The sequence below is a fragment of the Bacteroides intestinalis genome, assembly GCF_003464595.1.
Lineage (GTDB): Bacteria > Bacteroidota > Bacteroidia > Bacteroidales > Bacteroidaceae > Bacteroides > Bacteroides intestinalis_A.
The window spans coordinates 48601-62771 of record NZ_QRZF01000023.1; the positions used below are offsets into that span (position 1 = coordinate 48601).

The window sequence follows — 14171 nt, forward strand, 5'->3', positions numbered from 1 at the left end:
TCAATGAAGAAACTGATTTATATCTTATGCTGCCTCTTCTGCCTTTTCATCACCGTAGATATGGGGTATGATACGTGGGAACAGTTATCAGCGAAACCATTTTCTTTCAGGCTGTTCATGCGTATACTTGCATTGTTGGGTTGGTGTGTCATAACTTATGGCGTTGCCACCCGGAGATATGGATGGGTACAAAAACTTTGCAAATAAAATAAATGGCAGACAACAATACCATATTAGAGAAACTCGAAGGGCTTGTTGCCCGCTTCGAAGAAGTATCGACGCTGATTACAGACCCGGCAGTGATTGCCGACCAGAAGCGTTACGTTAAGCTCACCAAAGAGTATAAAGAACTGGGCGACCTGATGGAGGCCCGTAAAGAATATATCCAGGTGCTGAACGGCATCGAGGAAGCCAAAGAGATCATCTCCAATGAAGCAGACCCGGAGATGCGGGAAATGGCACGCGAAGAATTGGATGCCTGTCAGGCACGCCAGCCGGAATTGGAAGAGCATATCAAACTCCTCCTCGTACCTGCCGACCCGCAGGACAGCAAGAACGCCATCCTCGAAATTCGTGGAGGTACAGGCGGTGACGAAGCCGCTATCTTTGCCGGAGACCTTTTCCGCATGTACACCAAATATTGCGAAACAAAAGGCTGGAAGATGGAAATATCCAGTGTCAACGAAGGCGCGGCAGGCGGATTCAAGGAAATCATTTGCAGCGTTACGGGCGACAATGTATACGGAACATTGAAATATGAATCGGGTGTACACCGCGTACAGCGTGTTCCGGCTACTGAAACTCAGGGGCGTGTGCATACTTCCGCCGCATCCGTAGCCGTGCTACCCGAAGCCGAAGAGTTCGATGTAGTGATTAATGAAGGCGAAATCAAATGGGATACTTTCCGAAGTGGCGGTGCCGGCGGACAGAATGTAAATAAAGTTGAGTCCGGTGTACGTCTGCGCTATGTATGGAGAAATCCAAACACCGGTGCTTCCGAAGAAATCCTGATTGAGTGTACCGAAACACGCGACCAACCGAAGAATAAAGAGCGTGCCCTCTCACGTCTGCGTACCTTTATTTACGACAAGGAACATCAGAAATATCTGGACGATATTGCCTCCAAGCGAAAGACAATGGTATCTACCGGAGACCGCTCCGCTAAAATCCGTACCTACAACTATCCGCAAGGACGCATCACCGACCATCGTATCAACTATACCATCTATAACCTCTCCGCCTTTATGGACGGTGACATTCAGGACTGTATCGACCACCTGATTGTAGCGGAAAATGCAGAACGTCTGAAAGAAAGCGAACTGTAAACCAATAGGTTAAGAAGCAGAGCGAATGAAAGGACAGCTACTACATAAAGTATTTCATACCCTGACGGAAGCGTTTCAAAATTGCCTGAGGCGCTTTCCTTCTACAGTATGTTTTGTCCTTGCACTTACCGTCTATTTAGTCTATCTGGTAGCTACCGACCTGGATGATGACAGGAAGCTGGTGATGGTTCTGGGTTACTATTTTTCTATCGGTACGTTGCTCTCACTCACTCTCCACCTGTGGAGCGAAGAGATAAAGAGCAAGATAAAAGGAGTGATCGTACATATAGTAATGCACGTATTGCTGATTGCCGATGCGGTGTACCTCTACAGCCTTTCACCGGAACAGTCGCTTACCGAAATAGGCATAGCTCACGGAGCCGCTATCCTGGCACTGTGGCTTTCGGCTTTCTTCCTTTCATTCATCAAAGAAAAGAATGACATTCCAAGCTGGAACTTCACTTCATACACGGTTGGTGCTTTTGTCACGGCCAATGTGGTGGGGCTTATCATGAGCGGTGGAATCAGTCTGCTGGTGTTCTCGCTTCGCCAACTCTTCAACGTGGATGTAAGTTGGAATTGTTATCTGTATATTCTTATTATATGTAGTGTATTGCTTCCGATGTTGCTCTTCCTTGGCATGTTGCCCAAAGATGAACAAAAACATAACCGGGAGCCGCAACCATCGGAGTTCCTGAACGGAACGATACATTTTCTCTTTCTCCCGCTCATGGCAGGATACCTCCTCGTGCTTTATGTCTATGCAGCCCGCATATTTATCAGTTGGGAACTGCCCACAGGCTGGGTATCCTGGCTCGTGGTAGCACTGATGGCAGGATGTATCGCCATTGAATTCGGGTTGTATCCCGTGCGTATTCAGGAGAAGAAACCTATAAACGAATGGATTGCGCGTTGGTTACCCGCTTTGGTATTGCCGATGCTGGTACTGATGACAATCGGCATTATACGCCGCTTCAACGATTACGGCGTTACCATCAATCGCCTTTACCTTATAACTCTCAACATCTGGTGCTACATTGTTTGTATCGGACTCTTCTTCACTAAAGCCCGGCGCATCAGTTGGATACCGATTTCGTTCTCCATCCTCTTTCTGCTAACTTCGGCACTGCCAGTCAATTATGCAAGTATCACCCGGAATATCATGCGCAGCAGCGTAGAGAAAGAGCTGAAACGCACTAATTTAAAACTACCACTCACCCGTGAACAATACGATGACTGGATGGAATCGCTCCCGGCAGAAACGGCAGTGCAAGTAAACGACAAGTTCAGATATCTGCGCAACTGGTTCGGACGGAAAAGTATAGCCGACCTTGTGGACAAGGATGCCTCATTCTATTCTTCTAAAAATTACGGTACTACCGATACAACAGACGATTCCGATTCCTTTGTATCATACAGCGGCAAGAGTTCACATCAAGTCAGCATCCAGATACCGGACGGATACCATCAGTTCATAGCCATACCGGATGGAGATATACAGGACAGATACTTCCACATACCATACGACTATCTGGAAACAGGAATACTGCCTGTTCCTCTTACCACTCAGACTAATAACAAGAACGATACGATCTTCATTGACCTGAAAACAATGGAGGCACTTGATAATCACAAATATAATCAAATGCCCCCTACCCGATTTAAGTGTAATTCCGACAGATGCCTTTTCATGCTTACAAGTTTCTCTCTGGATTACAATAAGAAAAGGAAAGATGCTCTCAGGTTACGCATAGAAGGCTACTTATTCAAGAAATAACCAAACGAATTATAAACAGATTAAATAGATTCAGTAATGGATAAACAACAACTTTTTGAAAATATCAAGCGTAAGAAATCATTCCTCTGCGTAGGTCTGGATACAGACATCAAGAAAATCCCGGAACACTTGTTGAAAGAAGAAGATCCGATCTTCGCCTTCAATAAAGCCATCATCGACGCAACGGCTGACCTTTGCATTGCCTACAAACCGAACCTCGCTTTCTATGAAAGTATGGGCGTGAAAGGCTGGATTGCTTTTGAAAAGACTGTGAAATATATTAAGGAAAACTATCCCGACCAATTCATCATTGCCGATGCAAAGCGTGGTGACATTGGAAATACCTCTGCCATGTATGCCCGCACATTCTTCGACGAACTGGACATCGACTCTGTAACCGTAGCCCCTTACATGGGTGAGGACAGTGTTACTCCGTTCCTGACTTATGAAGGCAAGTGGGTAATCCTCCTGGCACTGACAAGCAACAAAGGCTCCCACGACTTCCAGTTGACGGAAGATCCCAACGGCGAACGCCTTTTCGAAAAAGTACTGCGCAAGTCTCAGGAATGGGGCAACGACGGACAGATGATGTATGTGGTAGGTGCCACACAAGGCCGTGCTTTCGAAGATATCCGCAAGATTGTTCCCAACCACTTCCTGCTTGTGCCGGGTGTAGGCGCACAGGGTGGCTCACTGGAAGAAGTTTGTAAGTATGGCATGAACTCCACTTGCGGACTGATTGTAAACTCCAGCCGTGGCATCATCTATGTGGATAAGACTGAAAAATTTGCAGAAGCTGCACGCAATGCCGCAAAGGAAGTGCAACAGCAGATGGCAGAACAGTTGAAGGGAGTGATTAACGCCTAATCACTTACCCTTAATCACTAACAACGTGTTCGAACGAAAAATCATTAACGACCCGGTGTTCGGGTTCATCAATATCCCGAAGGGGTTGCTGTACGACATCGTACGGCATCCCCTTTTGCAGCGTTTAAACCGCATCAAGCAACTGGGCTTGTCGTCTGTGGTTTATCCCGGTGCACAGCACACGCGCTTTCAACATTCGTTGGGGGCTTTCCATTTGACGAGTGAAGCTGTCCAGCAGCTCACCAGCAAAGGAAACTTCATTTTTGATAGTGAAGCCGAAGCAGTACAGGCAGCCATTCTGATGCATGACATCGGACACGGTCCCTTCTCTCATGTACTGGAAGACACCATCGTACAGGGCGTATCTCACGAGGATATCTCCCTCATGCTGATGGAGCGTATCAACAAAGAAATGAACGGGCAACTCACACTTGCCATCCAGATATTCAAGGACGAATACCCCAAGAAGTTCCTGCACCAACTGGTCAGCGGACAACTTGACATGGACCGCATGGACTACCTTCGCCGCGACAGTTTTTACACCGGCGTAACGGAAGGTAACATCGGCTCGGCACGCATCATCAAGATGCTCGATGTGAAAGAAGACCATCTCGTGGTAGAATCCAAGGGCATCTATTCCATTGAGAACTTCCTCACTGCCCGCCGCTTGATGTACTGGCAGGTATATCTGCACAAAACGTCCGTAGCATACGAGAAAATGCTCATCAGCGCCCTGCTCCGTGCCAAAGAATTAGCAAGTAAAGGTGTAGAATTATTTGCTTCACCGGCATTGCGTTTTTTCCTTTACAATGACATCAACAAGGAAACTTTCTATAACAATCCGGAGTGCCTGGAGAACTTTATCCAACTGGACGACAATGATATATGGACCGCATTAAAGGTCTGGAGCACCCACAGTGACAAGGTTTTATCCACGCTGAGCCTCGGTATGATCAACCGTAATATCTTCAAAGTGGAAATTTCTACCGAACCAATATGTGAAAAAAGAAAAAAAGAGTTAACTTTGCAAATCAGTCAGCAACTGGACATACCCCTCTCTGAAGCGAGTTATTTCGTCTCTACCCCCAGCATCGAGAAGAATATGTACGACCCGGCAGACGATAGTATTGATATCCTTTATAAAGACGGAAGTATCAAGAATATTGCTGAAGCATCGGACATGCTCAATATTTCCCTACTGTCTAAAAAGGTAAAAAAATACTATCTTTGCTACCAACGTTTGCATAGGTAAGTATAAAATATTCACCCAAGGACAAGGAAATATAAAAAAAAAGTCCGTTATTTGTGATTTGAAACCATCTAACAAGAATAAGACAATGGAGTTCTCTGCTAAACAAATTGCAACATTTATCCAAGGAGAAATCGTTGGAGACGAGAATGCAACTGTACATACTTTTGCCAAGATAGAAGAAGGCATCCCCGGTGCTATATCGTTTCTGTCAAACCCCAAATATACATCTTATATCTACGAGACCCAAGCCAGTATTGTATTGGTAAACAAGGACTTTGTTCCTGAGCAGGAAATAAAAGCTACTTTAATAAAAGTAGATAACGCCTACGAAAGTTTGGCTAAACTGCTCAACCTTTACGAACAAAGTAAGCCTAAACGTGTTGGTATTGATCCGTTAGCTTTCGTTGCAGAAACTGCTAAAATCGGAAAGGATGTTTACATTGCGCCCTTTGCTTGCATTGGTGAATATGCAGAAGTAGGAGACAATACAATGATACATCCGCATGCGACTATCGGTAGTGGTGCCAAAATAGGTAACGACTGTATTATATATGCCAGCGCAACCGTTTATCATGACTGCCGGATAGGCAATCATTGTGTTCTGCACTCCGGTAGCGTGATCGGTGCAGACGGCTTCGGCTTCGCTCCCACCCCTGAAGGGTATGAAAAGATCCCCCAAATCGGTATTGTAATACTGGAAGATAATGTAGAGATAGGCGCAAACACTTGTGTAGACCGTGCTACAATGGGAGCAACCATCGTACACAAAGGCGTAAAGTTGGATAATCTGATACAGGTGGCTCACAATGACGAGATAGGTGCACATACTGTTATGGCAGCACAAGTAGGCATAGCAGGTTCCACAAAAATAGGTGAATGGTGTATGTTCGGCGGTCAGGTAGGCATTGCAGGACACAGCCATATTGGTAATAAAGTAAGTCTCGGTGCCCAGTCAGGCATACCGGGCGACTTGAAAGACGGCAGCCAGTTGATTGGCACGCCGCCAATGGAATTGAAACAATATTTCAAAGCTTCCATTGCTCAACGGAGTTTACCCGAGATGTTGAAGGAAATCCGCCAGCTCCGTAAAGAACTGAATGAATTAAAACAACAAATAAATAAGTAACAAATGTTGAAACAAAAGACTCTGAAAGACAGTTTCTCCCTTAGTGGTAAAGGTCTTCATACGGGACTCGACCTGACCGTTACTTTCAATCCGGCTCCGGACAACCACGGGTATAAAATCCAGCGCATCGATTTGGAAGGACAACCTACCATTGATGCGGTTGCGGATAATGTGACTGAAACCACTCGCGGCACCGTCCTTTCCAAGAATGGTGTGAAGGTTAGCACTGTAGAGCACGGCATGGCAGCCCTTTATGCCTTAGGCATAGACAACTGCCTAATACAAGTCAACGGTCCTGAGTTTCCTATTCTGGACGGTAGCGCCCAATATTATGCACAAGAAATAGAGCGCGTAGGTACAGAAGAACAAAATGCCGTTAAAGATTTCTATATCATCAAGTCAAAAATCGAATTTCGCGATGAGAAGACAGGCTCTTCCATCATTGTGTTGCCCGATGAGAATTTCAGCCTGAACGTACTGGTATCTTACGACTCGACTATCATTCCTAATCAATTTGCAACGTTGGAAGATATGTCGAAATTCAAAGAAGAAGTAGCCGGTAGCCGCACATTCGTATTCGTACGTGAGATCGAACCCTTGTTGCAAGCTGGTCTCATCAAAGGAGGCGACTTGGACAATGCTATCGTAATCTACGAACGCGAAATGTCTCAGGAAGACTTTGACAAGCTGGCTGATGTGATGGGAGTTCCCCACATGAATGCTAAACAATTGGGTTACATCAATCACAAACCGTTGGTATGGGCCAATGAATGTGCCCGTCACAAATTGCTCGACGTAATTGGCGACCTGGCGTTGATAGGTAAGCCTATCAAGGGACGCATCATTGCTACACGTCCGGGACATACCATTAATAACAAGTTCGCCCGCCAGATGCGTAAGGAAATCCGCCTGCACGATATACAGGCTCCGACCTATGACTGCAACCGCGAACCCGTCATGGATGTAAACCGTATCCGCGAACTGTTGCCACACCGTTACCCATTCCAATTAGTGGATAAGGTTATCGAAATCGGTGCTAATTATATCGTAGGCGTGAAGAATATCACTGCCAATGAACCTTTCTTTCAGGGCCACTTTCCACAAGAACCGGTAATGCCGGGTGTATTGCAGATTGAAGCCATGGCACAGGTAGGCGGTCTACTCGTACTAAACTCGGTAGACGAACCCGAACGTTACTCTACCTACTTCATGAAAATAGATGGAGTGAAGTTCCGTCAAAAAGTGGTGCCGGGTGATACACTGGTCTTCCGTGTAGAATTGCTTGCACCTATCCGTCGTGGTATTTCTACAATGAAAGGATATGCATTCGTAGGTGAAAAAGTAGTTTGCGAAGCAGAGTTTATGGCACAAATAGTTAAGAACAAATAATTCAAAGCATGATAAGTCCCTTAGCGTATATTCATCCCGAGGCAAAAATCGGGGAAAACGTAGAGATTGCTCCTTTCGTATTCATCGACAAGAATGTGGTAATCGGCGATAATAATAAGATTATGGCAAATGCCAACATTCTGTACGGTTCGCGTATCGGCAATGGAAATACCATTTTTCCGGGAGCTGTTATCGGTGCTATTCCTCAGGACCTGAAGTTCAGAGGAGAAGAGAGTACCGCTGAAATCGGCGACAACAATACTATTCGTGAAAATGTTACCATCAACCGTGGTACAGCTGCCAAAGGTAGAACCATCATAGGTAATAATAACTTGTTGATGGAAGGTGTGCACGTAGCTCACGATGCCCTTGTCGGTAACTATTGTATCATTGGGAACTCTACCAAAATGGCAGGTGAGATTGTAATAGACGATTTCTCCATTATCAGTGCCAATGTATTGATGCATCAGTTCTGCCGTGTAGGTGGATATGGCATGATACAAGGCGGTTGCCGTTTCAGTAAGGATATTCCGCCATACATCATTGCAGGCCGGGAGCCTATCGCATACAGTGGTATCAATACTATTGGTTTGCGCCGTCGCGGGTTCTCTAATGAAACGATTGAAAGCATACACAATGCATACCGTATCATTTACCAAAGTGGCTTGAACACTTCAGATGCATTAAAGAAAATAGAAGAAGAAATTCCGACGAGCCCGGAAATTGAATACATTATCAGCTTCATCCGTGACTCCGAACGTGGTATTATTAGGTGATAAAACGATAAAGTAATTAGAATATGATATACAGATTTACACTTATCTCCGATGAAGTGGATGACTTCGTAAGAGAAATACAAATTGACCCGGAAGCTACATTCTACGACTTCCATGAGGCTATAGTGAAGTCAGTAGGCTATACTAACGACCAGATGACTTCTTTCTTCATCTGTGATGATGATTGGGAAAAAGAAAAGGAAATTACACTGGAAGAGATGGATGACAATCCGGAAATGGACAGCTGGGTAATGAAAGACACCACTATCAGCGAACTGATAGAAGATGAAAAGCAAAAGTTACTCTATGTGTTCGACTACATGACAGAACGCTGTTTCTTCATTGAACTTTCTGAGATCATTACCGGAAAGGAAATGAAAGGTGCCAAGTGTACCAAGAAGGAAGGCGATGCCCCGAAACAGACAATTGACTTCGAAGAAATGGCAGCCAATAGCGGATCACTCGATCTGGATGAAAACTTCTATGGAGACCAGGACTTTGATTTGGAAGATTTCGACCAGGAAGGTTTCGACATAGGCGGAGGCGAAGGTGGCGCAGCACCGTTCGAGGAAGAAAAGTTCTAATATTATTTTAGATTTTTCATCCGCAGATAACGCGGATAACACAGATTTGAAAGACTTAAGCCTAGAAGAGATCTGCGTTATCCGCGTTATCTGCGGATGGGAAATTATTCTCTAAATACCATTTCCTTATGAAAACCCTGATAGTGCTTATTGGACCGACCGGAGTCGGAAAGACCGAACTCAGCCTGCGGCTGGCAGAGCATTACCAAACTTGCATTGTTTCCGCAGACTCCCGGCAACTCTATGCCGACTTGAGAATAGGAACAGCAGCCCCTACCCCCGAGCAACTGCAACGCGTGAAACATTACCTTGTAGGAACCTTGCAACTCACCGATTATTACAGTGCCGCTCAATATGAAACGGAGGTACTGAAACTTCTGGAAACCTTATTTACCGAACAGGATGCAGTATTGCTTACCGGTGGCTCTATGATGTATGTGGATGCCGTTTGCAAAGGCATTGACGATATTCCGACCGTAGATGCTGAAACACGCCAAGTGATGCTGCATAAGTATGAAACGGAAGGTCTGGAGAGATTGTGTGCAGAGCTAAAGTTACTCGATCCGGAATACTACAAAATAGTAGACCTGAAGAATCCTAAGCGCGTAATCCATGCACTGGAGATATGCTATATGACAGGGAAGACCTACACCTCATTCCGCACCCAACAAAAGAAAGAGCGCCCTTTCCGCATCATCAAAATAGGATTGACGCGCGATCGGGAAGAACTTTACGACCGCATTAACCGACGGGTAAAGATTATGATAGAGGATGGCTTGGAAGAAGAAGCCAGAAAGGTATATCCTTATCGGGCACTTAATTCATTGAACACGGTAGGTTATAAAGAGATGTTCAAATATCTGGACGGAGAATGGACCTTGCCTTTCGCTATAGAGAAAATCCAACAGAACTCCCGCATCTATTCGCGCAAGCAAATGACATGGTTCAAGAGAGATGAAGAAATCCGTTGGTTCCATCCGGAACAAGAAACGGAGATACTGGCGTACCTCCGTTCGGTAATGTAAGTTCTATTCTGATTCCAGTAAACTCTGATAAATCATTCTGATGGATGATTCCAGTTCGTCATACAACTTCGGTATTGCTTGGATATCGAGGCTTCCTTTTTGGTGCCACTCTTCCAGCAATGACTTCGTCGTACGGAATACTTCATCTTCTACCGCAGTAATTGCTGTCATATAACCGTCACCTTTCTCAGGGCTATACAATCTCTCCCAATTCAGATAACGTCCGGTACCCATTCCCTGCTTATAGCTGAAAACTCTGTCTGCCAAAAGAAGTGACCAATCACTGAGCTGAGCTGCCTCATGTTCTTTGCCGAAACGTACCATTCCGGGAAGAAGTTTACCGGCATCTTTCACCCACAACGGAACAGCTATACCGGTAGGAGGATAACCTAACAGTGTCCACATGGTAGTCAGTTCGGCTTTCTCGCCCGGTTTCACACCTTGGACCACTACCGAACACGATGTACTGCTACGCGGAATGAAATCCTGATCTACAAACCAACCCGATGCCTGAGGACGATTATACGCTCCGCTACGCAAATCAATATCCAGCATACGATTACGGAACGAACGGGATAAATCATTGAAAATAAACTGTGGGGTAATGCTACCTGTGGCCGAAGCTTTCATCAGCACCTGGTCTGCTTCCATATAGCGCACATAGCCGGCCCCCTCGTTCACCTTACCTGCAAAAGAGAAGTTAGTACGAGCAATATAACCATAAGGAGCATCCTTCGGGTTATTGGCATCATACATCACATATTTATAATAATCTACTTCAAACATAGCTGCACCGCCTTGTGCATCGATCACACCGAAATTAGCTTCGATATCGCTAGGTTTGGAAATAGTATCCAGAAAATGGCAGAAGTCCGCTACCGTAGCACAAACTTCAAGTGCACGATAAATAACACGCCCATTGGCTGCTCCCCGTTCTTCATCACCTTTTATATCCACCAGGTTATACGATTGTGTATTCATCAAAGCAAATCCTGCAGAGTTAGTTCCCATCCATGCCTCTTTCAGATATGCATTGGCACTATTCACTACAGCAATAAAGTCATACTTCTCGCCTTTCACATAGTCAACATGATTTCGCATAAAGTCTGTATCACGGTTTTTCCAAAGCAGGGGACGACCGTCAGGGGTCACTTTACCCGATACAACAGCAGAAGTGCAGGCTTGCACAGGAGTAGCGAACAAAACGATTGCTACCGCACATAAGATTAATAAGGATATTTGTTTCAACATAAGTCATCAGATATTTGGGAAGTTGATACAAAAATAAGATTTTCTACTAAAGAAGTATTCAAAAAGATCAGAATTATTTAGTTCCGGTTGAATATCTCAATAGGATTAATTACTTTTGAACGCAACTAAAAAGTACAGTACTATGAAACCACTTATTCCACTGGCAATATTTATATTCATTCTCACAGTCAGTTCTTGCACTACGGCACCTAACTTCCGAATAGATGGTACAACGCAGGGAATACAAATCGGGGACACACTTATTCTTACCCACCATCTGCTGCCGGACTGGAAAGAAGGCGACCGTGATACTTTCATAGCAACAAAAGAAGGAAAATTTTCTTTCTGCAAACAGACGGATGAGACAAAGCTTTACATCATAACCTACCATCCTTCCCAAACGGAACCTTTAAGATATTGCAATCGTGGCTTTGTATTCTATGCCCGTCCGGGCGATCATCTGAAAGTAAAGGGGAATGTAGAGTTCTTTCCTGCCATGCACAAGGAGGGCGGAATGTATGATGATCCGCGTCTACAACGCATCCTAACCCTGGAAGATAGTATAACAGTGGAACAAAACAAAATATACCGCAAACTATACTATTTTGCAAACCTGCGAGGCACCCCACAGGCCAATCCCGACTCTATGATGTATTATAACCAAGCATACAGTCAATGCCGTTCCAGCGAACTAAGTGAAGCTCTGAAAGAATTCCGCAATACGGCAGATGACAGTGAATATGCCGCTTGGGAATATCTGCAAGCCGTAAACAGAGTCTCCTATTCGGAAGCTGCAGAAAGATTCACTCGTTTTACTCCCGAAATTAAATCATCGACTATCGGAAGAAAACTGGAACAGTTGCTCAAGGTCATGAAAAATATAGAACCGGGAAACACCCCAAGCGAGTTTACCGTAATCACTTCTGATAGTGCCCGTGTTTCTTTGTCGGACTACCGTGGTAAATATTTACTTATTTATCATTGGGGATATGGATGTCCTGGAACTACCTGGGTACATCCGCGCTTATTGAAACTCTACGAAGAATACCACGATAAAGGTTTTGAAATCTTAGGATTCACTGGCGATAAGCAACCAGAAACTCTCTCTCAAGACTCAGAAGTTGCTTCACTGTTTTATCCACCCTGGGCCACTGTATATACAAATCAAAAGGGAAATAGCTTTATTGCCGATGATTATTACTTCAACGGAGTTCCTATCCTGATGGTTATCTCACCCGAAGGAAAAACTCTTCTGAGGGGATATAGCGGCATCTATCAGCCCCTCAAAGAATTATTAGAAAAGGAGATGGGTAAATAAAAAGGCGGATAATTTCTTATTCATATTCTCCCCTTATGAAAATCATTGGTTTAATATAGATTTCCAAAGTTCCGTCTGCACCGGTTTTCACTTCCATTTGTTCGATGTTCGTTTGGTACGCAGTGCTGGCCGGAACTTCTTTGCCATCAATATAATAACGTGCATTTCGCCTGTCAACACCTCTCGGTTTCAGCAACTCATCAATCTGCTTAATCGTTTTTTCTTCCTTCACTTGCTGTGGAGTTTTCAGTTTCAGAACTATGACTCCATTTATTCCACGCGTACCATAAATAGCAGTAGCCGAAGCATCTTTCAAAATATCAATACTTTCAATGTGCATAGGATTCAATGCCGCAAAGATTTCATAAGGAAGCTCTATCCCATTTACAATGTATAAAGGCTCATTGGATGGAATAGGAATGCGGTCTCTGATAACCAATGTACCATCTTTCTTCGGAGACTGTGTCACAAGTGTGTCATTCTTCAAAGTATCTTTGAAAATTACAAGCTCCTCCATGAAAGGGGCTTCAGCATGAATAGATATAGCGGCAGACATTACTAATAATAGAAATACTCCCCAAAAGAAGCTATATCCCTGGTGAATTTGTTTTCTTTGTCTCATAGCATTATCTTTTAAGTGATAGAATCTAAACCGTCTCAAACAAAAATACTTAAAAGTAATGATTTAAACAAAAAAATAAGAAACAAAGTATTTATTCAGCAGATAATTCCTTTAACCTATCAAGCAGATATGCTCGTTTACTCTCGCTTGTACCTTCTTCCCAATAGCGGATAATACCTTTCTTATCTACCAACACTGTAGTCGGTGTAACCTGTACTTTAAACAGATTGAAGAAAAATAATTCATCGGCAATATGTGTAAAAAGGAAAGGACGGTTCTCCACAATCTTCTTTATTTGTTCCGGCGTATTCCAAGTCGTAGAAAAATAAGTCACATTCGGGCAGATCTTCATCCATTCATTCAAATCCGGCATCTCTTTGATACAAGGTCGGCAACCCGTATGCCAATAATTCAGCACGAAAGGCTTTCCGAGAATATCCGCTTTTGTCCATACTCGTCCTGCCGTATCCTTTACTTCAAAATCCGGAAATGGCTTACCTACCCATTTATCAAGAGTAATCGTATTACTTCCGGCAACCGCCATCGGTTTTTGTGTCCCGGAACGTGAGATCATCAATAACTCCTCCCCTCCGGGTACTTTTTCTACCGGAACCCGGTATTTCATCGCATAATCCGGTAATTTTTTTCCCTTATTCAGGCGTATCTCCAATGCTGTATGTCCTTTTTCATCTGTCAACATAATCATTTGAGCTCCTTCATCATTCCGAATTCCCGGTGGCATACCATTGAAAAAGCATCCGTCAATGAGAACAAACTTGTCACCAGTAGTCTGGGCAGAGCAGAGCCCCGCCCAAACAAACATCATAAAGAAAAACAAAAAGAGAGAATTTCGTGTCAT

General features: G+C 44.3%; 14 protein-coding genes. 11 read left to right on the top strand and 3 right to left on the bottom strand.

Annotated features, from left to right (window positions below):
* Positions 1–3: 3 nt before the first annotated feature.
* The 10 genes from DWW10_RS25930 (at position 4) to miaA (ending at position 10121) form a co-directional block, all read left to right on the top strand.
* Positions 4–207, top strand: coding sequence for a hypothetical protein (locus tag DWW10_RS25930; RefSeq protein ID WP_147350487.1), 204 nt, complete (start codon positions 4–6; stop codon positions 205–207).
* 5 nt (positions 208–212) lie between these two features.
* Positions 213–1325 carry a peptide chain release factor 1 gene (gene prfA / locus DWW10_RS22385; RefSeq protein ID WP_118421145.1) on the top strand — a complete coding sequence of 371 codons (1113 nt, stop codon included), beginning with the start codon at positions 213–215 and terminating at the stop codon, positions 1323–1325.
* 25 nt (positions 1326–1350) lie between these two features.
* Positions 1351–3102 carry a DUF4153 domain-containing protein gene (locus tag DWW10_RS22390; protein ID WP_118421146.1) on the top strand — a complete coding sequence of 584 codons (1752 nt, stop codon included), beginning with the start codon at positions 1351–1353 and terminating at the stop codon, positions 3100–3102.
* Between the two features lie 36 nt (positions 3103–3138).
* Positions 3139–3969 carry an orotidine-5'-phosphate decarboxylase gene (pyrF, locus tag DWW10_RS22395; RefSeq protein WP_022393812.1) on the top strand — a complete coding sequence of 277 codons (831 nt, stop codon included), beginning with the start codon at positions 3139–3141 and terminating at the stop codon, positions 3967–3969.
* 25 nt (positions 3970–3994) lie between these two features.
* On the top strand, positions 3995–5221 hold the full coding sequence (locus DWW10_RS22400) for an HD domain-containing protein (RefSeq protein ID WP_022393813.1): 1227 nt from the start codon (positions 3995–3997) through the stop codon (positions 5219–5221).
* Between the two features lie 85 nt (positions 5222–5306).
* Positions 5307–6347, top strand: a complete 1041-nt coding sequence (lpxD, locus tag DWW10_RS22405) for a UDP-3-O-(3-hydroxymyristoyl)glucosamine N-acyltransferase (protein ID WP_118421147.1) — start codon at positions 5307–5309, stop codon at positions 6345–6347.
* A 3-nt stretch (positions 6348–6350) separates the two neighbouring features.
* A complete protein-coding gene (locus tag DWW10_RS22410; protein ID WP_118421148.1) occupies positions 6351–7736 on the top strand; it encodes a bifunctional UDP-3-O-[3-hydroxymyristoyl] N-acetylglucosamine deacetylase/3-hydroxyacyl-ACP dehydratase in 1386 nt (461 codons plus the stop codon).
* Positions 7737–7744: 8 nt separating this feature from the next.
* Positions 7745–8512 (top strand): acyl-ACP--UDP-N-acetylglucosamine O-acyltransferase, encoded by a 768-nt coding sequence (gene lpxA / locus DWW10_RS22415; RefSeq protein WP_118221988.1) that lies wholly within the window; start codon positions 7745–7747, stop codon positions 8510–8512.
* 23 nt (positions 8513–8535) lie between these two features.
* A complete protein-coding gene (locus tag DWW10_RS22420) occupies positions 8536–9096 on the top strand; it encodes an IS1096 element passenger TnpR family protein (RefSeq protein ID WP_118221987.1) in 561 nt (186 codons plus the stop codon).
* 128 nt (positions 9097–9224) lie between these two features.
* The gene (gene miaA / locus DWW10_RS22425) at positions 9225–10121 is read left to right on the top strand and encodes a tRNA (adenosine(37)-N6)-dimethylallyltransferase MiaA (RefSeq protein ID WP_118421149.1); all 897 of its coding nucleotides are present in this window, start codon (positions 9225–9227) and stop codon (positions 10119–10121) included.
* A 3-nt stretch (positions 10122–10124) separates the two neighbouring features.
* Here miaA and DWW10_RS22430 read toward each other — a convergent pair whose 3' ends face one another.
* Positions 10125–11372, bottom strand: a complete 1248-nt coding sequence (locus tag DWW10_RS22430) for a carcinine hydrolase/isopenicillin-N N-acyltransferase family protein (protein WP_118421150.1) — start codon at positions 11370–11372, stop codon at positions 10125–10127.
* A gap of 142 nt (positions 11373–11514) precedes the next feature.
* On the opposite strand from DWW10_RS22430, the gene DWW10_RS22435 reads away from it, so the two are divergent.
* On the top strand, positions 11515–12690 hold the full coding sequence (locus DWW10_RS22435) for a peroxiredoxin family protein (protein ID WP_022392174.1): 1176 nt from the start codon (positions 11515–11517) through the stop codon (positions 12688–12690).
* A gap of 16 nt (positions 12691–12706) precedes the next feature.
* Here DWW10_RS22435 and DWW10_RS22440 read toward each other — a convergent pair whose 3' ends face one another.
* Both DWW10_RS22440 and DWW10_RS22445 read right to left on the bottom strand, forming a co-directional pair.
* On the bottom strand, positions 12707–13312 hold the full coding sequence (locus DWW10_RS22440) for a TonB-dependent receptor plug domain-containing protein (RefSeq protein ID WP_022392173.1): 606 nt from the start codon (positions 13310–13312) through the stop codon (positions 12707–12709).
* Positions 13313–13403: 91 nt separating this feature from the next.
* Positions 13404–14171, bottom strand: coding sequence for a TlpA family protein disulfide reductase (locus DWW10_RS22445; RefSeq protein ID WP_022392172.1), 768 nt, complete (start codon positions 14169–14171; stop codon positions 13404–13406).